Here is a 22,686-nt window from a genome sequence, read left to right on the forward strand (position 1 = left end):
CCCTGTCGGCGCAGCCGAGGCTGCGCAGTTGATCCCGCAGGGCCCGCAAGGCGCCGCCCAACTGACCTGCACCCATCGGCTGTTCGGCGTTCATTGCCATCTCCTTGTTCGCAGGCTTCGAGCCGAGCCCTGGCGTGCGGTCAAGCGTCGGGGTCGAACAGGCCGATAAACATTTTCTCATCCCACTGGAAAGGCGGGCAGGCCGTCACCCGGCTCACCGCCGACGAGGCTTCCAGAGTCTGATCGGAGCCGCTGCGTAGCGCCTGGATCTCGGTGCGGCAATCCCGACTGGGCGAGGGCAGTTGCTCGCTGCTTTCCACCAAGATCACCTGGCGTGTCCCCACCTGCTTGGTGCGCAGCGTGCCGCTGGGGTCACGGTGGAACTGGCAAGGCCATTTCAGGCTCAGGTCGATGCCGGGTTGCTGCGGGACCAGCACGCGACAGTTGCCATTGCGCTCTTCCAGCAGCAGGTCCCGGGCCAGGAAGCGCGCCTGGGTGGCGCTGTCGGCCGGATTCTGCGCGCAGGCGGGCAAAATCAGACCCGCCAAGCCCGCGACCATAAGGCGAAACCGGCGCTGACTCATGACAGCTCCCAGAACCACACCTGGGCGGAGTGGTTGGCCGGGTCGTCATAGGTCTTGGTGAAACCGCGGCTCCACAGGTCGATATGGTCGCCGGCCGCGCGACTCTCGCCACTGCGGGTAAAGCAATCCTTGAAAAAAATGATCCCGTTCTTCTCGTTGAGCTGCAGCTTGGCCTTGGCCGCGTCGGTAAAGATGCTCGGCCGGCCCAGATGCTGGCGCCACAGCCAGTTCGCCAGCGACTCGGCGCCGCGGGCGTGGCCGTGGCTGCAGCGCGGTTCCGAATAGGTGTGGCCATCCACGAGGATGCTTCGCTCGGCGTTGAGCGTAATGCTCATGCGGATCGCGCATTGATTTTCCCAACCGCCATCGCAAGGCTGGCTTTCAGTCGGGTAGTTGTTCCACAGATTGATGAACGCGGGTCTGGCCATCATCGAACCTCCTGTTGCGCCGTGGCCCCTGGTACAAGCCGAGCACCCTGCGGCAGGGCTGCAGGGTGGCTGGCGTCACACCTTGACGTTTTGGCGGATATTCCAGCCGTACTTGACCGGGCCGCCGTCCTTGGAACCGTCCTGCTTCTGCGGTTGGTAGTCGACCAGCACCTGGCCGAAATTCAGCGCGATGTTTTCGGTCAGGCGATCCGCGCCGCCACTGCCGCCGGTGCCGATCGAGGACACCAGGACCTCCTTGAGGGTGATGGTCAGGTACTCGACCGGATCGTCGCCGCCGGCCTTGCGCACCGTCAGCTTGGCCTCGTCGTAATGCTTGCCGCTGGAGCAGGCCATCATCAGGTTGGGGGAGGATTTATCCACCCACTTGGTCAACGTCAGGTCGTGGATATTGACCTTGCCGGCACCGCCGCCACCGCCCACATGCATGTTGCCGGACTGGGCCATGGCCCAGCTCCAGGAAAGCACGTCGATCTCCTCCTTGTGGTTCTTGTCCTGGGACTCGCCCTTGACGTCGCCGATCTTGATAAACATATCAACAGCCATCATGCCTCCTTGAGTGGTCTACACCACTGTGCTCCAGCGATTGGCCACGCTGTGTTGCAGTGCACCCGCCACCACGGCGAGTGCCACCGGGGATGGATCAAACCGCCTTAGCGGATGGAAGCTTGGATACCAGCCGCAGCGATACCGTGAGCCCTTCGAGCTGGTAATGCGGGCGCAGGTAGAACTTCGAGCTGTAGTAACCGGGATTGCCCTCGACCTCTTCGACCACCACCTCCGCCGCGGCCAAGGGGTGCTGGGCCTTGGTGGTTTCGGTGGAGTGGGCCGGGTCGCCGTCCACGTAATTGAGAATCCAGTTCTGCAGCCAGCGCTGCATGTCGTCCTTTTCCTTGAACGAGCCGATCTTGTCGCGAACGATGCACTTCAGGTAATGGGCGAAGCGGCAGGTGGCGAACAGGTAGGGCAGGCGTGCCGCCAGGTTGGCGTTGGCGGTGGCGTCGGGGTCGTCATACTCGGCCGGCTTCTGCAGCGATTGCGCGCCGATGAAGGCGGCGAGGTCGGTGTTCTTCTTGTGCAGCAGCGGCATGAAACCGTTCTTCGCCAGCTCCGCCTCGCGCCGGTCGGCGATGGCGATTTCGGTCGGGCACTTCATGTCCACGCCACCGTCGTCGGTCGGGAAGGTGTGCGTCGGCAGGTTCGGCACCTCGCCGCCGGACTCCACGCCGCGAATCCGCGAGCACCAGCCATAGAGCTTGAACGAGCGGTTGATGTTCACCGCCATCGCATAGGCCGAGTTGGCCCAGGTGTACTTGGAACTGTCGGCGCCGTTGGTTTCTTCCTCGAAGGCGAAGGCATCCACCGGGTCGGTCTTGGCGCCGTAGGGCAGGCGGGCGAGGAAACGCGGCATGGTCAGGCCGATGTAGCGCGAATCCTCGGAATCGCGCAGCGAGCGCCAGGCCGCGTATTCCGGCGTGGTGAAGATCTTGGTCAGGTCGCGCGGGTTGGACAGCTCCTGCCAGGAGCCCATGCCCATCACCGTCGGCGAGGCCGCGCTGATGAACGGCGCATGCATCGCCGCGCAGACCTTGGCCAGCTCGCCGAGCAGCTCGACGTCCGGCGACGACTGGTCGAAGTAGTAATCGCCCACCAGGCAGCCGAACGGCTCGCCGCCGAACTGGCCGTATTCCTCTTCGTACATTTTCTTGAAGATCGGGCTCTGGTCCCAGGCGGTACCCTTGAACTTCTTCAGGGTCTTGTGCAGGTCGCCCTTGGCGATGCTCATCACGCGGATCTTCAGCTGCTCGTCGGTTTCCGTGTTGTTGACCAGGTAGTGCAGGCCGCGCCAGGCGCTTTCCAGTTGCTGGAAGTCGGCGTGATGCATGATCAGGTTGACCTGCGCGGTGAGCTTGGCGTCGATTGCGGCGATGATCGATTCGATGGATTTGATCGCGTCGTTGGAGATCAGCTCGGTCTTGCTCAGGGCCTGTTCGGCCAGGGTGCGCACGGCGCTTTCCACCGCCTCGCGGGCGTGCTCGGTCTTGGGTTTGAACTCTTGCAGGAGCAGGGCGGCGAAGTCGCTCGGTTGTTCGATCGCGGCGTCTGCCTGGGCCTGCGGGTCTTTCATCAATTCGGCCATGGTCTGCGTCCTCTGTCAGGCTTGCGGCTCGGGTTCGGTCGGTTTCGGCGCGCTGGCCAATGCCTGCAACAGCGCCGGGTCCTTGATCGCCTTCATGATCATGTCCTCGGCGCCGGTCTTGCCGTCCATGTAGGTCAGCAGATTGGCCAGCTGGGTGCGGGCTTCGAGCAGTTGGTTGAGGGCATCGACCTTGCGCGCCACCGCGGCCGGGCTGAAGTCGTCCATGCTCTCGAATGTGATGTCCAGGCTCAGGTTGCCTTCGCCGGTCAGGGCATTGGGCACGTTGAACGCCACCCGCGGTTTCATCGCCTTGAGCCGCGAGTCGAAGTTGTCGACGTCGATCTCCAGGAACTTGCGGTCGGCCACTGCCGGCAGCGGTTCGGCGGGCTTGCCGACAAGGTCGGCCATCACCCCCATGACGAAGGGCAATTGCACCTTCTTCTCCGCACCGTAAAGCTCTACGTCGTACTCGATCTGCACCCGGGGAGCACGGTTACGGGCGATGAATTTCTGGCTGCTGGTGTTAGCCATTTTTCCTCCTGCGCTGCCTAGGCGGCTGTGTTGGATGGGCGTCGGTTAAGCGTTTTCACTCGGACTGTTCACCTTCAGGCCCGCGCAATTTTTCGAACTGGGAAAAACCGTCCGGAATCAGGTTGCTCACGATGGTGGCGAAATCCGCGCTGACCAGGCTCTTGGCGCGGCTCAAGAGCACGGGCACCGGGCTTGAGGGCTCGTGCCTGACGTAGTAACCGAGGATGCGGTCGAGGCTGCGCAGCACATCGTCACGGTTGCCGATCTCGCCCGCGATGCGCGGCGCGGCGGCGCTGGGGGCCGTGGACGTGGCTGCATCGACAGGCTCGCCGGCCTGCGCGACAGCGCTGGAAACGCCCGGCTGCGGGGCGTGCTCGGCGATGATTTGCACCGCATGCCGAAGCAGTTGCTTGATCGTGCCCAGGTCCGCGCCGTGGTTGGAGCCGACCCGTTCGTTGACCTCGCGCTCTATGGTCAACAGCGTGCCATGGGCATCGTTCAGGGCGGCGCGGCAGGCCTCGAGCTGTTCGCCCGCGCAGTCCTGAAAGGCCGCGCCGAGCTGGTCCGGGCTGAGGCTTTCACTGGCGAAGCGCTGCAAGCCGGCGGCATTCAGCGCGGCCCGCAGGCCGACGTTGCCAAAGGCCCGCGAGCTGATCAGCGGCATGCCCCAGAGCAGGCGAATGACCGGCTCGGCGTTGAGGCCGGCGAGGGCGTTGATCCGGAAAGTGGGGTCATTGCCATCTTCTGCATCCAGCTTGGGATGCAGGTCGTCCCAATACTGCGCGAGCAACTGCTGGATCAGCTGTAACCCTTGCACCAGGCCGGGCAGGCCTTGCAGGGCAATGGCGCTTTGCAGGAAGTAGTTGGCGATGCGCAGGTCTTTGCTGCGCGTGAACAGCTCGACGCAGAGGTCGCGGACCTGGCGCCATTCCGGCGGTGTGGCGGGTAGCACGGCATCGCCCATCTGCCGTTCGGGCTGGCCTTGCGCCGCGCGTTCAAGCTCGAGAAAGGCGGCGTCGTACTCGAGGTCGCCGCCACAGGGGGAGTCAGGGGAAATGGTTTCCAACAAACGCTGTACATCCATCACGGACGTGATCTCCATATCGGCCCGGCAATCGGCGCCCGGTCAGGGCGAGCGCACGACAAAATCCCTTTCCTGCAGATGCGTGTTCTATCCAGACCCACTTTTTGGTCATTTCTGGATTCAATAATTGAACTGAAGTTTTAGCCCAGTTCACTTGTTGTCAAGAAACTCTCCGACCAATGGGGGGAACCTTGTGATGTTTGAAGATAGGTGGTGGGTGGTGGTTCTTTTAGTTTCTTTTGTTATAGGGCTTATTTGAAAAAAGCGAATATAAGCGCAGGAACTTTGAGGGCACGGAAATCTTTTAGGGGGCTATACTCGCTTTGCACTCGCTGGCATGCCCGAGCTGTTGTTATTGAGCAATACCGTACAAGGAGTTCTAATGCCGCTGCGTTTGACAATCACCAGTTATCACAAGCTGACTCCCGGCCAACGCGCGGAGTTCGAGCTTGATCGCGGTGAGCTGAAAATCGGTCGCAACCCCGAGAACGACTGGGTACTTCCAGACCCAGAGCGCCTGGTGTCCGGCCAGCATTGCGTCATTCAACTGCGTGACGGCACCTACTACCTGACCGACACCAGCACCAATGGCGTACAGCTGATGAATGCCGGCGTGCGCATGCACCGCGGCAACAGCGAACCCTTGCGCGACGGCGAACTGCTGCGCGTCGGCGAGTACGACATCCTGGTGCAGATCAACGGCGCGCCACAGATCGTCAGCGGCGCACCCGGGATGAGCGATCCCTTTACCGGCTTCGATGCGCTGATCAAGCGCCAGGCGCCGGGCGAGATTCCTGCCGCGGCGGCGCCCCCCAGCAGAGTGCAGATCCACGCGGGCGGTTCGCCCCTGGACACCAAGCCCGACCTGTTCGATTTTCTCGCGTCCCCGGCCGTCCCCCCTCCGGCCCTGGCCGACCACGTGCCGCCCGAACGCCATGATTTCCGCCCGCCTGAGCCACAACGCGCCAGCGCCCCCCCGGCCAGCGAAACCGGCGCGGCACCGGCGATTCCGGCGGATTGGGACCCCTTCACCGAGCTGGGTGCGGGCCCGGCGCCGGTGGCGCCGCCCCCTGTGCAAGCCCAGCCGCAACCATTGCCAGCGGCATCGGAGAATATTGCCAGCAGCGCACCCGAACCGGTCGTGCAACGGGCCGCGGTTGCGCCTGCGGCGCCGGCAATCGGGGGCGACAATGAACAGGTGCTGGAAGCCTTTCTCAGGGGCGCGGGGCTCGAGCAATTGCGTATCGACAGAGGCGAAACCCGCGCGCAAATGGAGGCCATCGGCCGCAGCTACCGGCATATGGTCGAGGGGTTGATCGAGGTGCTGCGCGCCCGTGCCAGCCTCAAGGGTGAGTTCCGCATGGCCCAGACCATGATCCGCCCGGTGGAGAACAACCCCCTCAAATTCGCCCCCAATGTCGATGAGGCGCTGCTGTTATTGCTGCGTTCCGGCAACCAGGCCTTCATGCCGGCCGACCAGGCGATCAAGGAAAGCTTCGACGACCTGAAAGCGCATCAACTGGCCGTCATGGCGGGCGTACAAGCCTCGATCAAACACCTGCTCCAGCGTTTTCAGCCCGCGGTACTGGAAGCGCGTTTAAGTCAACCTTCGGCTATTGGCGCTTTGCTGCCCGGTAGGCGTCAAGCGCAATACTGGGAGTTGTTCACGGAACTCTATGCGAGCATTTCCAGGGAGGCCGAAGATGATTTCGAGGATTTGTTCGGGCGTGAATTCAGTCGAGCCTATGAAGAACAAAATACCAAGTTGCGAAAAGGCTGAGTGCCATCGGTTAGTTGCATAAAGGCTAATGGCTATTAAATAGTGAGTTGATCTTGTTTGGCTATCGGTAGTTTCGATTTGGAATAATAAATGTCAGTGAGGACGACGACATGCCAAAGTTCTTGTTGTTCGCAACAGTACTGCTGCTGACTGCCTGTGCTTCGAGTCCGCCGCCGCCCCCTACGCCTACTGTCGTTGTCATGCATATCCAGGCTGCTGCCGATCTGAATCTTTCGGCGGGCGGCCAGGCGACGCCGGTGCGGGTGCGTTTGTACGAGTTGAAGAGCGGCGGAGCTTTCAGTCGCGCCGACTATTTCTCCCTGGTGAATGCCACCGGCGCGACCTTGTCCGCGGACCTGGTGGCGCAGGACGAATTGCTCATCCAGCCGGGTCAACGGCTGACCCTGGAGCGCACGCTCGACGAGCAGAGCCGTTTGCTCGGCCTGGTGGTGTCCTACCGTGAACTGGACAGCGCCGTGTGGCGCCAGATGGTTAGTATCCCGAGCAATGAAACCACGCCATTGACGGTTTCCCTGAAGGCCAGGGCGATCAGCGCGGCAGCCACGAAACCTGCGAATTAGTCCTGTCGAGGAAGCCAGCCCATGTCCTGGAATAACCGTGTGGTGTGGTCCGAAGGAATGTTTCTGCGGCCGCAGCATCTCCAGCAGCATGATCGCTACATGGAAGCCCTGATCGATGGCCGTTGCCGCCCGTTGAGCGCTGGGGGCTGGGGGTTTTCCGAGCTGCGCATCGACGAGTCCCTGCTCAGCCAGGGCAAGGTGGCGATTGTCAGCGCGCGCGGGGTGCTACCCGATGGCACGCCTTTCGACATTCCCGGCGACGATCTGCCGCCGCCGCCACTGAACGTGAACGACAACCTGCGCGATGCGCAGGTCTTCCTGGGCTTGCCGCTCAAGCGTGCCGGCAGCCGCGACACCGTGGGGGAGGGCGAGGCACCGGGCGGTGCGCGCTATATCAGCCAGGTGCGGGAAGTGCGCGATGACAACGCCGCCTTCGAGAGCCGCGCGTCACTGGCGATCGGCGGCAAAGCCCTGCGCCTGCTGACCGAGCGCGACGGCCTCGGCGAATATGCCTGCCTCGGTTTGATCCGGGTCCTGGAAAAACGCGCGGACAATGCCGTGCAACTGGACGACGACTATATTGCGCCGCTGCTCGATGTGGCCGCCTCCAGCGTGCTGGCGGCCTTTCGCAGCGAGCTGCAAGGGTTGTTGCACCAGCGCGGCGAGGCCCTGGCAGGCAGGGTGGTGGCCTCGGGGGCCGGCGGTGCCTCGGAGATCGCCGACTTTCTGCTGCTGCAACTGGTCAATCGCGCCGAGCCCCTGCTCAGCCACCTGGCCCGGTTGAGCCCCTTGCACCCGCAGGACTTCTATCGTGAGGCGGTCTGCCTGGCGGGGGAGTTCGCCACCTTTTCCGCCGCCGGGCGTCGCCCCAGCGACTACCCGGCCTATGCCCACGACGACCTGGCGAGCAGTTTCGCCCCGGTGATGCACGATCTACGGCAAGCCTTGTCGATGGTCATCGATACCCGCGCCACGCCGATTCCCATCGTCGAGAAATCCTACGGCGTGCATGTGGCGATGCTGGCCGACAAGAGCTTGCTGGAGATGGCCAGCTTCGTCCTGGTGGTGCGGGCCGAGGTACCGGCCGAAACCCTGCGCACGCATTTCCCCCAGCAGGCCAAGATCGGCTCGGTGGAGCACATCCGCGACCTGGTCAACCTGCAGTTGCCCGGCATCGCCTTGCTGTCCATGCCCGTGGCGCCACGGCAGATTCCCTATCACGCCGGCTCAAGCTATTTCGAACTGGACCGTGGCAGCGAGCACTGGAAACAGTTGGCCAACTCAGGGGGATTCGCCTTTCACATTGCCGGCCAGTTCCCGGGCCTGAACCTGGCCTTCTGGGCCATCCGAGGATAATTCGTCATGCACCCGATCGATGATCCCTTCGGCAGCTCTGGCGTAGGCGGCACTTCAGGCGGCGCCTCGCCGGGCGGCAACGACCATACCCTGATCATGCCGCGGCCCGGCGGGCGCTCCGTCGATGCCTCTGCCCCAAGGAAGGATGGCGCCAGCGCCGCCGATCCGCACATTGCGATGCCGGGCGCGCCAGTGGCGAGCAGCCTGGCCCAGGGCCTCAACCCGCTGGAGCGGGCGGCCGGCCCGATACTGGCGCTGCTGACCCGCTTGCGCAGCACCCTCGCTCACCCGCAACCGGCCAGCCTGCGCGCCCAGTTGCTGGCCTACCTGCGCCAGTTCGAGGAGCAGGCACGCGCCGCCGGCGTCGCCCAGGATGAGGTGATGCTCAGCCGTTATGTGCTCTGCACCGCGCTGGACGAAGCGGTACTCAGCACGCCCTGGGGCAGTACCAGCGACTGGGGCAAGCAGAGCCTGCTGATCACCCTGCACAACGAAGCCTGGGGCGGCGAAAAAGTCTTCCAGCTGCTCGAGCACTGTCTGCAGAACCCCCAGCAGCGCCTGCACATTCTCGAGCTGCTGTACCTCTGTATCTGCCTGGGCTTCGAGGGCCGCTACCGGGTCATGAATGACGGCCGCAGCCAGCTGGAGGCCTTGCGCGAACGCACCAGCGCGACCATTCGCAGCGTGCGCGGCGAATTCGAGCGCGAGCTGTCGCCGCATTGGCGGGGGCTCAGCGTGGTGCGCGATCGCTTGTCGCAATTCCTGCCGCCCTGGGTTGGCGTGGCCATTTGCCTGGCCGTGCTGTTGCTGCTGCTGTTCGGCTTGCGCCTGAAGCTGGCAGCCGACGCCGAGCCGGTGTTTCGCAATATCCACGCCCTGGGCGAGATCCCGGTGCAAACCATCGACCGTCCAGCGCAGCAGCCCAGGTTGATCGAACGCCCACGCCTGGCGCGCTTCCTCGCCGACGACATCAAGGCCCAGCGCGTCGCCGTGGAGGATGCGCTGGATCGCTCGGTGGTGACCATTCGTGGCGACGAGTTGTTCGCCTCGGGCAGCGCGAGCATTTCCGAACAGTTGCAGCCCTTGCTGCTGCGGGTCGCCGATGCCCTGCGCCAGGTCAAGGGCTCGGTGCAGGTCACCGGGCACAGCGATAACCGACCGATCGCCACCTTGCGCTACCCCTCGAACTGGAAGCTGTCGCAGGATCGGGCGCAGCAAGTGATGGAGATCCTCGCCGCCCGCAGCGGGCAACCCCAGCGCTTCACCGCCGAAGGGCGCAGCGACGCGGAACCTGTTGCTTCCAATGACAGCGCCGCCGGACGCGCCAGGAACAGGCGCGTAGAGATTACCGTGCTAGCGGAGGGCAACCAGTGAAGGCCTTTATCAATTTCCTGGTGCGCTGGGTGGTGCCGCTGCTCGGCCTGCTCGCCCTGAGCCTGGTGATCTGGTTCCTCGGTCCGCTGATCATCGTCGCCGCCTATGAACCCTTGGCCCCGGCGGCCGTACGCTGGGCGCTGATCGGCCTGTTGTTCCTGGCCTGGATCGGTGTGCGCGTATTGCGCATCGTCCAGGCCCGGCGCAACGCCGCCAAGGTCATGCAGGGCCTGGCGGCGGTGGCGCCGGATGCGGCCAGCGTCGCCACCGCCGAAGAGCTGGCGGCCCTCAAGCAACGCATGGACGAAGCGCTGCTATTGCTCAAGCGCAGCAAGCTCGGCGGTAACGAGCGGCGCAACCTTTACGAGCTGCCCTGGTACGTGATCATCGGCCCGCCGGGCTCGGGCAAGACCACCGCGCTGGTCAATTCCGGGATGCACTTTCCGCTGGCCGAACAGATGGGGAGCGGGGCGATCCGCGGCGTCGGCGGTACGCGCAACTGCGACTGGTGGTTCACCGACGAAGCGGTGCTGCTGGACACCGCCGGGCGCTACACCACCCAGGACAGCCATGCGGCGGTGGACAAGGCGGCCTGGCTGGGCTTTCTCGACCTGTTGAAGAACCAGCGCAAGCGCCGGCCGATCGATGGCGTCTTCGTCGCCATCAGCCTGTCCGACCTGTTATTGGGCAGCGAGGCCGAGCGCAGCGCCCATGCCCGGGCCATCCGCACGCGGGTGCAGGAGCTGTATAGCCAGCTCGGTGTGCGCTTCCCGATCTACGTGATGCTCACCAAGTTCGACCTGGTGCCGGGGTTCATGGAGTTCTTCGACGCGCTGAGCAAGGAAGAGCGCGCCCAGGTCTGGGGCGTCACCTTTGCCCTGGACGATGGCAAGAGCCCCCAAGGCCCGCTGGCCCGTTTCGACGAGGAGTTCACCGCCCTCGAGGCGCGTCTTACCGAGCGCCTGGTGGAGCGCCTGCAACAGGAGCGCGACCCCAACCGACGCGATCTGATCTACGGCTTCATCCAGCAGTTCGCGGCGTTGCGGCACAACCTGTCGTCCTTCCTCGAGGGGGTATTCAAGCCCAATCCCTACGAAGAACGTGCGCTGTTGCGCGGGCTTTACTTCACCAGCGGCACCCAGGAAGGCAGCCCCATCGACCGTCTGATCGGCAGCATGGCGCAAAGCATGAACCTGGATCGCCAGCACCTGGCGCGCCAGACCGGCACCGGTCGCAGTTACTTCATCACCCGCTTGTTCCGCGATGTCGCCTTTGGCGAGCGCGGCCTGGTCGGCAGCAACCCCAAGGTCGAGCGCCGGCATCGCTGGATCAATCGTGGCGTACTCGCCGCCAGTGCCGTGGTCTTGCTTGCGGTGACGGCCATCTGGGTCGCCAGCTACCGCGCCAATCAGGCCTATATCGCCGAGGTGGACGCGCGCCTGGCGCCGCTCAAGGGGCAGGTCGAATCGCTCAGCCCGGCGCAGCGCGAGGTATTGGCCGTGCTGCCGCTGCTCAACGCCGTTCGCCATGTCGCCGACAATTCGCTGTCCTGGGCCGAAGGCTACGGCCTGTTCCAGGGCGACATGCTCGGCGCCGAAGCCACCAGCGTGTACCGCAAGCTGCTGATCGCGGTGCTCGCGCCACGACTGCTGACGCGCATCGAGGAACAGTTGCGCAGCGGCGGCAACACCGAGTTTCTCTACGAAGGCCTCAAGGTCTACCTGATGCTGGCCAGCGCCGAGCACTATGACGCCGATGCCATCAAGACCTGGATCAACCTCGACTGGGACCGCAGCCTGCCGCGCGACCTGGCCCCGGAACAGCGGCTGGCCCTGGCCGAGCATCTCAATGCGCTGTTCGCCCACAAGCCACCACCGGCGAGGCTGGATGAAGAGCTGCTGGCCGACCTGCGTCGGCAGTTGCAACAGATGTCCGTGGCGCAGCGGGTCTACAGCCGGGTGAAGCGCCAGAAGCTGCCCGAAGGCGTAGCGGATTTCCGCCTCAGCGAAGCGGCCGGGCGCGACGCCGCCCTGGTGTTCACGCGCAAGAGCGGCAAGCCGCTGAGCGATCCGTTATCCGGTTTCTATACCTACCGCGGCTATCGCCAGGCGTTCATGGTCGCCAGTCTCAGCCAGTCCGGCGCCCTGGCCGAGGAACAATGGGTACTCGGCCGGCCGCTGAACGACAACCAGGATGTCGCCAGCCTGGCCCTGGAGGTGCGAGCCCTGTACTTCCAGGATTTCCTCAATCAATGGGAAACCCTGCTCGGCGATCTCGACTTCGTCTCGGTCAACAGCATCGCCCAGGCCGCCGATGTGCTGCGGGTACTCTCCGGGCCAAACTCGCCACTGAAGAAACTGCTCGCCGCAGTGGCCAAGGAAACCAACCTGCAACAAGAGGATCGCCTGCTGGCCGAGAAGCTCAAGGCCGCCGACGGCACCGTGGACAAACTCAAGCAGCAGCTCGGCTCGCTGGTCGGCCAATCGGCCCAGGACGATTTGTCGGCAGCCTCGCAGGTCGATCCCATCACCGCGCGCTTCGCCGAGCTCAATAGCCTGCTGGCCACCAGCGGGGAGGGGCCCGCGCCGATCGACGATCTGCTGGCCCAGCTCAACGAGCTCTATGTGCAGGTCAGCGCCATGAGCGGCGCCAGCGGCGAGGCCCTGCTGGGCGAGGCGAAGAACCAGGCGGTGGCCACGGCATCGCGGGTCAAGCTCGGCGCCGAACGTCAGCCGCCACTGGTGCAGAAGCTGGTCAACTCGGTGGTCAACGCCACCACCAGCAGCATGATGGGCGGCATCCGCACCCAGCTGAACGCGGCCTGGGTCAGTGAGGTGGTGAATGTCTACCGCCAGTCCCTGGCTGGCCGTTACCCCATGGTCAACTCCAGTTCGCGGGAGGCGACCCTGGAGGACTTCGGCAACTTCTTCGGCGTGGGCGGGGTGATGGACAACTACTTTCGCAAGTACCTGCAACCCTACGTCAACACCTCGACCAGCAGCTGGCGCTGGCAGCCGGGCGCAGCGGAAAAGCTCGGCATAGGCCCGGGCGTGCTGCAAACCTTCCAACGCGCCGCGGCCATTCGCGATGCCTACTTCCGCTCCGGAGGCACCCGGCCGACGGTTCGCTTCGAGCTCAAGCCCGTGGCGATGGACGCCTCCATCAGCCAGTTCCTGCTCGACCTGGACGGCCAGCAGCTCAGCTACGACCATGGCCCCAGCCGGCCGATGGCGATGCAATGGCCCAGCCCCAACAGCCTGGGGGTGGTGCGCCTGTCCGTCACGCCGCCCACCAGCGCCGGTCGTTCGGGGCTGACCCTGGAAGGCCCCTGGGCCTGGTTTCGCCTGCTGGAACAGTCCGACCTGACCCAGGGCAACGCCCCGGACCGCTTCACCCTGCGCATGCGCGTCGACAGCTCCAGCATCTCCTGCGAGCTGCGCGCCAGCAGCGCGTTCAACCCGTTCAAGGGCCGGCTGTTGTCCGGCTTCAGCCTGCCGGAGCGCTTGTGAGCAGCCCCGGTTTCTACGGCAAGCTGGCCGGCCGCGGGGACTTCATCCACCGCGGCCTGTCGCCGAGCTTTATCGAGCGCTGGGATGCCTGGCTCTCCGCCGGCATGGCCACCAGCCAGGCGGCGCTGGGGGCGGCCTGGCTGGATGCCTACCTGGTCAGCCCGCTGTGGCGCTTTGCCGTGGCGCCGGGCCTGCTCGGCAGCGAGGCGGTGGTGGGGGTAATGATGCCCAGCGTCGACCGGGTCGGGCGCTACTTCCCGCTGACCATCGCGTTGCAGCTGGAGGCCGAGACCGACCTGGGCGCGCTGGTGGCCGGCCCGGATGACTGGTTCGAGGCGGCCGAGGCCCTGTTGCTCTCGACCCTGGAGCCCGAGGCCGATGTCGAGGCCTTCGAGGCCGCGGTGCCGGCCCTCGGTAGCCCGGTCTGTAGCGTGCAGGTGCTGTGCATGCCGGCGCTGGAGGGGCAGATGCGTTTCGCCGCCACGACTGCGGCGGCGCGCGGGGCGGTGCTGCTGCAGCACGCCTGCGAGGGCGCGAGCCTCTGGTGGGGCAAGGGCTCCGGACGGGTCGCCGCTGGGCTGCTGCGTTGCCAGGGGTTGCCGGCGGCGCAGGATTTCAGCGGTTTTCTGCTGGGCGAGGGCGGCTGCGCGTCGCTTGCGCAAACCGTGCAGTTCGATTTCGGGAGCTGATTTTAAGAGCTGATTTTGGGAATTAGGGACATTTCGGGAGCCAGGGCATGTCGTCAGCCGTAACGCGTTACGAATCCGCCAGCCACAGCCATGTCGGCATGGTGCGTCAGGTCAACGAGGATGCCTGTCTGGATGCCGTGCAAGCCGGCCTCTGGGCGGTGGCCGACGGCATGGGCGGGTATGCGGCGGGCGATTTCGTCAGCAGCCTGATCGTCGACACGCTGCGCGCCATCCCGCCCGAGCCCGCCTTGCCGGCCTATGTCCAGGCGTTGCGGGCGGGGCTGGAGCAGGCCAACGCGGCGGTTCGCCAGGAAACCGCGCAGCGCGGCGTCGGCATCATGGGCAGCACCCTGGTGCTGCTGGCCGCCCGAGCAGACAAGGCCACCTGCCTGTGGGCCGGCGACAGCCGCCTGTATCGCCTGCGCGAGGGCCATCTGGAGGTCATCAGCCACGACCACAGTTATGTCCAGGAGTTGCTGGACAGCAGGCTGCTCAGCGAGGACGAGGCGCGCGAGCACCCCATGTCCAACATCGTCACCCGCGCCGTGGGCACCCAGGACCGGCTGGAACTCTCGGCGGTGGACCTGGATGTGCGTCCCGGCGACAGCTTCCTGCTGTGCAGCGACGGGCTGACCAAGACCGTCGAGGACCATGAACTGCGCGACGTGCTGGGCAACGCGAGCCCCTATGAGGTGGTCCGCAGCCTGGTGCACCTGGGGCTGACCCGGGGCGCTCCCGACAACATCACGGCGGTAGTCGTCAATGCCCACTGAAAACGCATCAGCTGAAGAACGCTCGAGTCTGGACATGGACATTCCCGGCTATGCGATCGAGCGCGAGCTGGGCGAGGGCGCCATGGCCACGGTCTACCTGGCGACCCAGCGCTCGCTGGAGCGCAAGGTGGCGCTCAAGGTCATGGCCGCCGCGCTGGCCGCCGACCGCAGCTTCTGTGAACGCTTCCTGCGCGAGGGCAAGACCCTGGCGCGGCTCTCCCACCCGCACACAGTGACCATCTACGACATCGGCAATGTCGGCCACTTCTACTACATGGCCATGGAGTACCTGCCGAACGGGACGCTCAAGGAGCGGATTGCCGAGGGGCTCAGCCCGCAGCAGGGCCTGGTCTACCTGCGCCAGATCGCCCTGGCCCTGGGGTATGCCCATGCCCAGGGCCTGGTGCACCGGGACGTCAAGCCGGCCAATATCCTGTTTCGCGCCAACGGTTCGGCGGTGCTCTCGGACTTCGGCATCGCCAAGTCCCTGGAGGACCACACCCAGTTCACCCAGGCCGGTTTCGCCGTGGGCACACCCAGCTACATGAGCCCTGAACAGGCTCGCGGCCAGCAGATCGACGGGCGCACCGACCTCTACGCCCTGGGGGTGGTGCTCTACGAGATACTCACCGGCAAGCTGCCCTATATCGGCAGCGACTCGCTGTCCACGGCCCTGGCCCACTTGACCGAGCCGCTGCCCGAACTGCCCATCGCCCACGGCCGTTACCAGGGGATTCTGCGCAAGCTGCTGGCCAAGGACCCGGCCGAGCGCTTTGCCGATGCCGATGCCCTGATCGCCGCGCTGGACCATCTGCCGCCCGCCGGGCCGGCCGAGGCCGAGGCGACGCAGTTGCGCCCATTGCCGTTGCCGCCCACCGCGGCGGCCGCCGGGCAATCCGCGACGACCGACCTGGGCGGGCTGGCGCCGGTTTCCCTCGACATGCCGCCGCTCGCTGCGCCAAAGCCCGCGCCTGAGCACGCACCCGAGCCAGCCGCCACAGCCACCCGGGCCGCAAGCCTCGGCGCAGAGCCGCCGGCCGGGTCGCGTAGACCGTTATGGGCACTGTTCGGTGTGGTCGTGGCCGGGGTACTGGCCCTGGCTGGCGGGGGCTACTGGTGGCTGCGTCCGGCGCCGCCAGTGGAACCGCAAAACGACCAGGTCGAGGCGCAAAAAACGCCGGCTGGCGATGCGCAGGACTCGCCCGCCAAGACGGCCAGCGCAGCGCAACCGCCGCTGGCGACGAACGCCGATGGCGGCGACCGTCCGCTGCTGATGCCGGGCAAGAAAACCCTGTTCCAGCGGGTGCTGAGCAAGCCCGGCGCACAGGTGTCCGGCCAGCCCGGGGCGGCGCCCGGCGGTGCCGCGCTGCCAGCGTTCTCGGTGCTGTACGTCTATCAGCGCAAGGCGGTGGCGGGTGGCAGCTGGCTGGAGGTCGGCGCCGCCAGCGATGGCCAGCGCGATGGCTGGTTGCCGGCCGAGCAGGTCAGTGACTGGAAACAGAGCCTGGTGCTGAAATTCACCGAGCGCTCCGGTCGTTCGCCGGTCATGTTCCTGCGCGAGGAGAGCAGCCTCGAACGGTTCCTGGCTGACACGGCGCAGGCCCGCGCGGCCCTGCACAAGGCGCAGAACGAAGGCAGCGTGGACCCGCAGATCGTCGCGCTGGAGCCTGTGGCCAGCGCCATCCCCCAGGACCAGTTCTACCTGCTGCCGATTTTCCAGGCCCGAGAGAGCTTCGATGCCAACGGCCAGCCGGTGCAACTGCTCAACGTGGCCTCCATCGACCCCGGCAATACGCCCCAGGGCAAGGCCGAGGGGGCGGCCAGGGCCGGCAGCGATGCCTTCCGCACGGCGATAGTGCTGGTGGTCGACACCTCGGTGTCGATGCAGCCCTACATCGACCGGGTGCGTAAGGTCGTGCAGGCACTGCACCAGCAGATCGCCAGCCGTGGCGACCTGGACAGCGTCAGCTTCGGCCTGGTGGGGTTTCGCAGCAATGTCGAGAAGACCCCGGGCCTGGAATATGTGGCGCAAACCCTGGTGAGCCTGGAGGAGGGTCGCGATCCACAGCGCTTCCTCGAGCTGGCTGGCCAGGTCAAGGCCGCCCAGGTGTCCAGCCACGCCTTCAATGAGGATGCCTTCGCCGGTGTGATGGCGGCGGTCGAGGGTACGGACTGGAGCCCCTATGCCGGGCGGCTGATCCTGCTGGTCACCGACGCAGGCGCCCTGCGCAAGAACGATCCGCTGGGGCGCACCCAGATGAACGAAGCCGAGGTGCGCGAAGCCGCCCTCAGCAAACAGGTCAAGATCTATGCGCTGCACTTGCGCACCGAGGCCGGCCGGAAAAACCACGGCTTCGCCGAGCAGCAGTACCGCAGCCTGACGGCCGACGCCAACCCGCAGATCGGCGACCTGTACATTCCGGTGGCGGGCGGCGATGTCGGTCGCTTCGGCGATACGGTCGCCGAGATCGGCTCGGTATTCGCCGAACAGGTGCATCAGGCGCGCAACAACCAGCTGCCGAGCCTGCCGCCGCTACAGGGGGCCGCGAGCGTCGCGAGCAAGGCCACGGCCATCGGCTACGCCATGCAAATGGACTTTCTCGGCCGCCAGTCGGCGGTCCGTGCGCCGCAGCTGATCACCGCCTGGACCTCCGACCATGACCTGACCAACCCCTCGCTGCCGGCCTTCCAGGTCTGCGTGCTGCTGACCAAGCTGCAGCTCAACGACCTGCAGCAGTCGCTGAAACTGATCGTCGATGCGGCCCGCCGTACCCAGACCTCGCCCAAGGATTTCTTCCAGGAAATCGCCAGCGCCAGCGCCCACATGAGCCGCGACCCGACGCGGTTGAAGCAGGGCGGCAACCTGGTCGAAGGCGGCATCCTCGGCGAGTACCTGGACGGCCTGCCGTATCGCAGCAAATCGCTGAGCATGACCCAGGACCTCTGGCTGTCCCTGAGCGTGGCCGAGCAGCAGGACTTCATCGACGAACTGGAGTCGAAGATCCGCCTGTACGAGACCTTCCACAACGACATTGCCAACTGGGTCCGCTTCGGCGAGGCCCAGCCGGGCGATGCGCTGTACCGCGTGCCCCTGGCGACGCTGCCCTGATGTTCAAGCTCAGGGATGTCCGCAAGACCCGCGGCGAGGGGCCACAGCGCTACAGCCTGGTGGTGCCCCAGCTCGACCTGCGCCCGGGCCAGCGCCTGGCCCTGGTGGGCCCCAGCGGCAGCGGCAAGAGCACCCTGCTGGACCTGCTGGCCCTGGTGCTGTCGCCGGACCCGGGCGGCGTCTTCGAATGCCGCGCCGACGACCGTACGCTGGATGTCGCCGGGCTCTGGCGCAGCGGCCGCCAGGATGTGCTGGCCGGGCTGCGCAGCCGGGTCATGGGCTATGTGCTGCAGACGGGCGGGTTGCTGGGGTTTCTCGACGTGCAGCGCAACATCGGGTTGTCGCGGGCGCTGCTCGGCCTGCCGGCCGATGCCACGATCTGGCGCCTGGCCGAGCAGCTGGAAATCGCCGACCAGCTGCACAAGCTGCCGGCGGCACTCTCCGTGGGCCAGCGCCAGCGGGTCAGCATCGCCCGGGCCCTGGCCCATGGACCGAGCATCGTGCTGGCGGACGAGCCCACCGCCTCGCTGGACCCGCTGAACGCCGAACGGGTCATGCAGCTGCTGGTGGCCCAGGCCGAGGAGCGCGGCGTGTGCATCCTGGTCGCCACCCATGACGAGGCGCTGGCCCGGCGCGCCGGGCTGCAGTTGCATCCCTTGCAGGTGCAGCGCGGCGCGGATGGCGGGGTCACCGCGACGCTGGCGGGAGGTGGTTGATGCGGCTTGCCCTGATGGCCCTGCTGGCCTGGCACGACTACCGCGCCGAGGTGCGCTTGTCGGCTTGCGCGGTCCTGGCCCTGGTCGCCGTGCTCGCGCCCTTGCTGGTGCTGTTCGGCCTCAAGTTCGGCCTGGTCACCACCCTGACCGAACGCCTGGAGCGCGACCCCGCCGTGCGCGAAGTGGTGCCCATGGGCGGCGGGCGCTTCAGCGCCCAGGCCATCGCCGAACTGGCCGCGCGTCCCGAAGTCGCCTTCGTCGTGCCGCGTACCCGACAGATCGCCGCGACTGCCGACCTCTACCCGGACTCGGCCGGCCAGGCCTTGACGGTCGAGATGATCCCCACCGCCGCGGGCGACCCGCTGGTGGCGCCCGCGCTGCTGCTCCAGGCGCCGGACCAGGTACTGCTCAGCCAGCGGGCGGCGGAGAAACTCGGGGTCCAGGGCGGCGACGTGCTGAGCGCCGCGTTCGGCCGTCAGGTAGCCGGGCGCCAGGAATACCAGCGCACCCGCCTGCGGGTGCAGGGGGTCTTGCCACTCGCGGCCTTTCCGCGCGATGCGCTGTTCGCGCCCCTGGCCCTGCTGGAGGCCGCCGAAGACTACCGCGACGGCCAGGCCTGGCCTGGGTATGAGCCACAGGTGAACACGGCGCGGGTGTATCCGGGGTTCCGTCTCTACGCCGCGGACCTGGACGGCGTGGAGCGCCTGCGCCGGTATTTCGCCGAGCGCGGGCTTGAGGTCGCGACCCAGGCCGGCATCATCGCCCAGGTGCGCTCGCTCAGCGACAACCTGACCCTGGTGTTCTGGATCATCGCCAGCCTGGCCCTGGCCGGGGCCTTCGCGGCGATGACCGCCAGCACCCTGGCCGCCGTCGAGCGCAAGCGCAGGGCCTTGTCGGTGTTGCGCCTGCTGGGTTTTTCGACCGGCGCCCTGATCGCTTTCGTCGTACTGCAGGCGCTGTACACCGGGGTGTTCGGCCTGCTGCTGGCCTGGGGCTTGTACGGCATGGCCGAAACCGGGCTGAACCGGCTGTTCGCACCGGCGGCGGGGGAGTACGCCTGCCGGCTGCTGCCGGTCCACTACCTGCTGGCCCTGCTGCTGACGCTGCTCTGCTGCCTGCTGGCAGCGGCCTGCGGTGGCTGGCGCGCGGCGCGGATCGAAGCATCGGAAGGACTGCGCGATGTGTAACTGGCCGAGGGTTCTGGTCTGGCTGAGGGGCCTGGTTTGGCTGAGGGCTCTGGTCTGGCTGAAGGCTCTGGTCATGCTGGCGCTGGCCGGCACAGTACAGGCGGAGAGCGCCCCGGCGGATAATCCGAAACCGCTGCCCGATGACCTCAGCCTGCCGCTGCCCTGCGACGGTGAACTGGTGTTCCGCTACGTCTATGTCCTCGCCAAGGGCACCCTGGACGACCGCGAGGTCAATCTCGGCTACCCCTTCAGCGATGAGGATCCGGGCTACCGGCAATCCTTCATCTCCGGTTACCGGCGCGACTACATCAACGGTCAGTTCGTCCTCGACGACCTGCCGGCCGACTGGCAAGCCAGGATCGCCCCGGCCCTGCCCAAGAGCGGGGCCGACAGTCTGCTCAAGCCGATGTTCTATTTCGTCGGCAAATACGAGGTCACCGAGCGCCAATACGCCCTGGTCATGGCCCAGGAGGCGGCCTTGGCGGGGCAGGGCGAGGCACCGGCCTGCGCCCCCATGAACGACATGTCTGCGCGTTTGCCCAAGGTCAAGCTGTCGCGCCTCGAGGCCGAGCGCTTTGCCGCGGTGTACAGCGCCTGGTTGCTCAAGTACCACCGTGACCGGTTGCCGGTCAGCGGCCGTGGCAAAGCGGTCGAGGACGGCGGCATGGGCTTCGTCCGCCTGCCGACCGAAGTGGAGTGGGAATTCGCCGCCCGCGGTGGCCAGGCGGTCAGCCGCCAGGCGTTGGAGGCGCGGTTGTTTCCGCGCAAGGTGCAAGGCAGCGACAGCGATGGCCCGCTAGGGGACTGGGCGGTGTTCAGCCAGGTCGCCGGGGGCACGGGGCAGGGCGCGCGGCTGTTGCCGATCGGGCTGAAAAACCCCAATCCATTGGGACTGTTCGACGTGATCGGCAATGCCGCGGAGATGGTCCAGGAGTCCTTCCAACTGGTCCACGCCGGCCGCCGCCAGGGCAGTTACGGCGGCTTCGTGGTCAAGGGCGGCAACTACCTGGAAGGCGAGCTGACGCTGTTCACCGGCATGCGCCGGGAATACCCGCTGTTCGCCGCCGACGGCAGCGAACAGCGCAACGCCACCACCGGTTTCCGGGTGGCGCTGGGGGCGTTGTCGGCACCGCGCTCCCGCTACGAGGAACTGTTCGAGCAGTGGCAGCAGGAGGGCCGCCTGGCAGGCCTGACCGATGAAATCGAGGCTGCCGAAGACCCGACCCAATTACTGGACAGTCTCATCGCCAGCAGCACCGACCCGAACCTGCAGGCCCGCCTGGCGCGGGTGAACGAAGAACTCAAGCGCAACGTGTCGCTGATCGCCCGGCAGCGCGAGGAGGCCGCCGGCAACCTGATCCAGTCGGCGGCCCTGGTGGCCGAGACCGTCAACAACTACAACATTCGCCTGACCAACCTGAAGAAGGATCGCGATCAGGCGCGGGCCGCCCAGGACGAAGCCACCGCCAAGCTCTATGAAACGGCTATCGCCAATGGGCGCAGTGCGCTCGAGGGTGCCCTGGCGATCTACATCGACAACCTGGCGAACGGGACGCGCTACACCGACGCGGTGATCCAGGCGCAGTTCCAGCGGACCCGGGAAGAGCTCAATCACAAGCCGGTGCTGGGAAAAAGCCTGGTCGCCCGGGCCACGCTTTTCGTCAGGCACGTGGGCCAGTTTCGCCAGCAGCGCCGAGCCGATCCGGAGACGATCCTGAAGGAGCTGCTTGGACCCTGAGCAGGGTGTCGGAACGGCCGTCGGTGGCGGCGAAGACCAGCTAGGCTGGATGTAGCGTCGGCAGGCTTCGCTCACGTCGGACAGCGCTCACGCTGCGCAGAAGCCGAAACGGAATTGATACGCACAAAAAGGAGAGACATGACCATGGATACTTCACTCAAGAACTGCGCTTCGATCCTTGCTCGTACCCTGCCGTTGCCTACCGCGGTCTGCTGCGCCCTACTGCTGGGCGGATGCGCGGGCTTCGGGGCTCCAAGCTCGAAGGTCGCGGCCCAGACCAAGGTCGAGTACTACCCGCAATGCTATGAGCCGGTCAGCCAATTACGCAGTTCCGACAAGTCGATGACCAAGTCGGTGGCCACCGGCGCCATTGCCGGTGGCCTGCTCGGCGGCCTGACCGGGGCCCTGGTCGGCAATAGCGGCGATGCCGGCCGCAATGCCCTGATAGGCGCCGCCGCCGGGGCCCTGGTCGGCGGCGCGACCGGCTACTACAGCGAACGCCAGAAGCAGATCAGCGACGACCGTGCGCGCATTGCTTCCTACGCCAGCGACATCGACCACAGTACCGGCGAAATCGACCGCAGCATCAGCTACACCCGTACCGCGCAGAACTGCTACCAGCGTGAATTCACCTCACTGCTCAATGCGCGCAAGACGAAGAAGATCAGCGACAGCGAAGGGCGCCTGCGTCTGGCCGAGATCGTCAGCGGCCTGAAGGAAACCAACGAGCTGATGGCCGCCGTGGACGGGCGTGCGGGCGAGAGCATCGAAGTCTACACCCAGGCCTATGAGAAAGACCTGCAGACGGTCGGTGTGCAACGCCAGGACGTCGCCCAGGTGGCCGCCGTGAAGCCTCCGGCCGCCACCGATAAGAAGGCGACCAACAAGAAGGCCAGCGTCAAGCCGACGACGAAGAAGAATGTGCCCAAAGAAGCCGTCACCACCGAGCGCACCTTGCAGCAAGCCACGGCCAAGCGTGAGGAAGGCCAGAAAATCGCTGCCCGTGGCCAGACCATGGTCAACGACGTGTGCAGCAACCCCGACATGGGTGACTGGGCACCGCCTGCTTGCTCGAAAGCCTGATGCGAG

At 66.0% G+C, this 22,686-nt stretch carries 18 protein-coding genes; 12 read left to right on the plus strand and 6 right to left on the minus strand.

The features are described 5' to 3' along the window. Positions 1–140 precede the first annotated feature (140 nt). The 6 genes from DK261_RS25140 to tssA form a co-directional block, all read right to left on the minus strand. Positions 141–584, minus strand: coding sequence for a hypothetical protein (locus DK261_RS25140; protein ID WP_053269330.1), 444 nt, complete (start codon positions 582–584; stop codon positions 141–143). After that, positions 581–1,012: a type VI secretion system amidase effector protein Tae4 gene (locus DK261_RS25145; protein ID WP_028682143.1), complete on the minus strand. Its 432-nt coding sequence runs from the start codon at positions 1,010–1,012 to the stop codon at positions 581–583. Before DK261_RS25145 ends, DK261_RS25140 begins: the two co-directional genes overlap by 4 nt. 75 nt (positions 1,013–1,087) lie before the next feature. Then, positions 1,088–1,576, minus strand: coding sequence for a type VI secretion system tube protein Hcp (locus DK261_RS25150; protein WP_009044340.1), 489 nt, complete (start codon positions 1,574–1,576; stop codon positions 1,088–1,090). Between the two features lie 97 nt (positions 1,577–1,673). Further along, entirely contained in the window at positions 1,674–3,170 is a 1,497-nt protein-coding gene (gene tssC, locus DK261_RS25155; protein ID WP_009049567.1) for a type VI secretion system contractile sheath large subunit, read from the minus strand. Positions 3,171–3,185: 15 nt separating this feature from the next. Next, positions 3,186–3,701 (minus strand): type VI secretion system contractile sheath small subunit, encoded by a 516-nt coding sequence (gene tssB / locus DK261_RS25160; RefSeq protein ID WP_009049566.1) that lies wholly within the window; start codon positions 3,699–3,701, stop codon positions 3,186–3,188. Positions 3,702–3,756: 55 nt separating this feature from the next. After that, positions 3,757–4,785, minus strand: a complete 1,029-nt coding sequence (tssA, locus tag DK261_RS25165) for a type VI secretion system protein TssA (protein ID WP_037005791.1) — start codon at positions 4,783–4,785, stop codon at positions 3,757–3,759. A 382-nt stretch (positions 4,786–5,167) separates the two neighbouring features. On the opposite strand from tssA, the gene tagH reads away from it, so the two are divergent. From tagH to tagQ, 12 genes are all read left to right on the plus strand, one after another. Further along, entirely contained in the window at positions 5,168–6,565 is a 1,398-nt protein-coding gene (gene tagH / locus DK261_RS25170) for a type VI secretion system-associated FHA domain protein TagH (protein ID WP_110176723.1), read from the plus strand. A 110-nt stretch (positions 6,566–6,675) separates the two neighbouring features. After that, positions 6,676–7,146 carry a type VI secretion system lipoprotein TssJ gene (gene tssJ / locus DK261_RS25175; RefSeq protein WP_110176725.1) on the plus strand — a complete coding sequence of 157 codons (471 nt, stop codon included), beginning with the start codon at positions 6,676–6,678 and terminating at the stop codon, positions 7,144–7,146. Positions 7,147–7,167: 21 nt separating this feature from the next. Continuing rightward, positions 7,168–8,502: a type VI secretion system baseplate subunit TssK gene (gene tssK, locus DK261_RS25180; protein WP_110176727.1), complete on the plus strand. Its 1,335-nt coding sequence runs from the start codon at positions 7,168–7,170 to the stop codon at positions 8,500–8,502. Between the two features lie 6 nt (positions 8,503–8,508). Further along, positions 8,509–9,876 (plus strand): DotU family type VI secretion system protein, encoded by a 1,368-nt coding sequence (locus DK261_RS25185; protein ID WP_110176729.1) that lies wholly within the window; start codon positions 8,509–8,511, stop codon positions 9,874–9,876. After that, on the plus strand, positions 9,873–13,385 hold the full coding sequence (tssM, locus tag DK261_RS25190) for a type VI secretion system membrane subunit TssM (RefSeq protein WP_110176731.1): 3,513 nt from the start codon (positions 9,873–9,875) through the stop codon (positions 13,383–13,385). The genes DK261_RS25185 and tssM overlap by 4 nt, the downstream gene beginning before the upstream one ends. Next, positions 13,382–14,074 carry a type VI secretion system-associated protein TagF gene (gene tagF, locus DK261_RS25195; RefSeq protein ID WP_110176733.1) on the plus strand — a complete coding sequence of 231 codons (693 nt, stop codon included), beginning with the start codon at positions 13,382–13,384 and terminating at the stop codon, positions 14,072–14,074. The genes tssM and tagF overlap by 4 nt, the downstream gene beginning before the upstream one ends. 47 nt (positions 14,075–14,121) lie before the next feature. Continuing rightward, positions 14,122–14,847 carry a PP2C family serine/threonine-protein phosphatase gene (locus DK261_RS25200; RefSeq protein ID WP_110176735.1) on the plus strand — a complete coding sequence of 242 codons (726 nt, stop codon included), beginning with the start codon at positions 14,122–14,124 and terminating at the stop codon, positions 14,845–14,847. 34 nt (positions 14,848–14,881) lie between these two features. After that, positions 14,882–17,956 (plus strand): serine/threonine-protein kinase, encoded by a 3,075-nt coding sequence (locus tag DK261_RS25205; RefSeq protein WP_177411735.1) that lies wholly within the window; start codon positions 14,882–14,884, stop codon positions 17,954–17,956. Further along, positions 17,956–18,672, plus strand: a complete 717-nt coding sequence (locus tag DK261_RS25210) for an ABC transporter ATP-binding protein (protein ID WP_009049556.1) — start codon at positions 17,956–17,958, stop codon at positions 18,670–18,672. The genes DK261_RS25205 and DK261_RS25210 overlap by 1 nt, the downstream gene beginning before the upstream one ends. Beyond that, positions 18,672–19,859, plus strand: a complete 1,188-nt coding sequence (locus DK261_RS25215; RefSeq protein ID WP_110176736.1) for an ABC transporter permease — start codon at positions 18,672–18,674, stop codon at positions 19,857–19,859. Before DK261_RS25210 ends, DK261_RS25215 begins: the two co-directional genes overlap by 1 nt. Then, entirely contained in the window at positions 19,852–21,597 is a 1,746-nt protein-coding gene (locus tag DK261_RS25220) for an SUMF1/EgtB/PvdO family nonheme iron enzyme (RefSeq protein ID WP_110176737.1), read from the plus strand. The genes DK261_RS25215 and DK261_RS25220 overlap by 8 nt, the downstream gene beginning before the upstream one ends. Before the next feature lie 144 nt (positions 21,598–21,741). Continuing rightward, complete coding sequence (gene tagQ, locus DK261_RS25225; protein ID WP_110176987.1) at positions 21,742–22,680, plus strand: type VI secretion system-associated lipoprotein TagQ; 939 nt, start codon at positions 21,742–21,744, stop codon at positions 22,678–22,680. Positions 22,681–22,686 lie beyond the last annotated feature (6 nt).

It is taken from the genome of Pseudomonas sp. RW409, from assembly GCF_003184125.1.
In the GTDB taxonomy this organism is placed as follows: Bacteria; Pseudomonadota; Gammaproteobacteria; order Pseudomonadales; family Pseudomonadaceae; genus Aquipseudomonas; species Aquipseudomonas chlororaphis_I.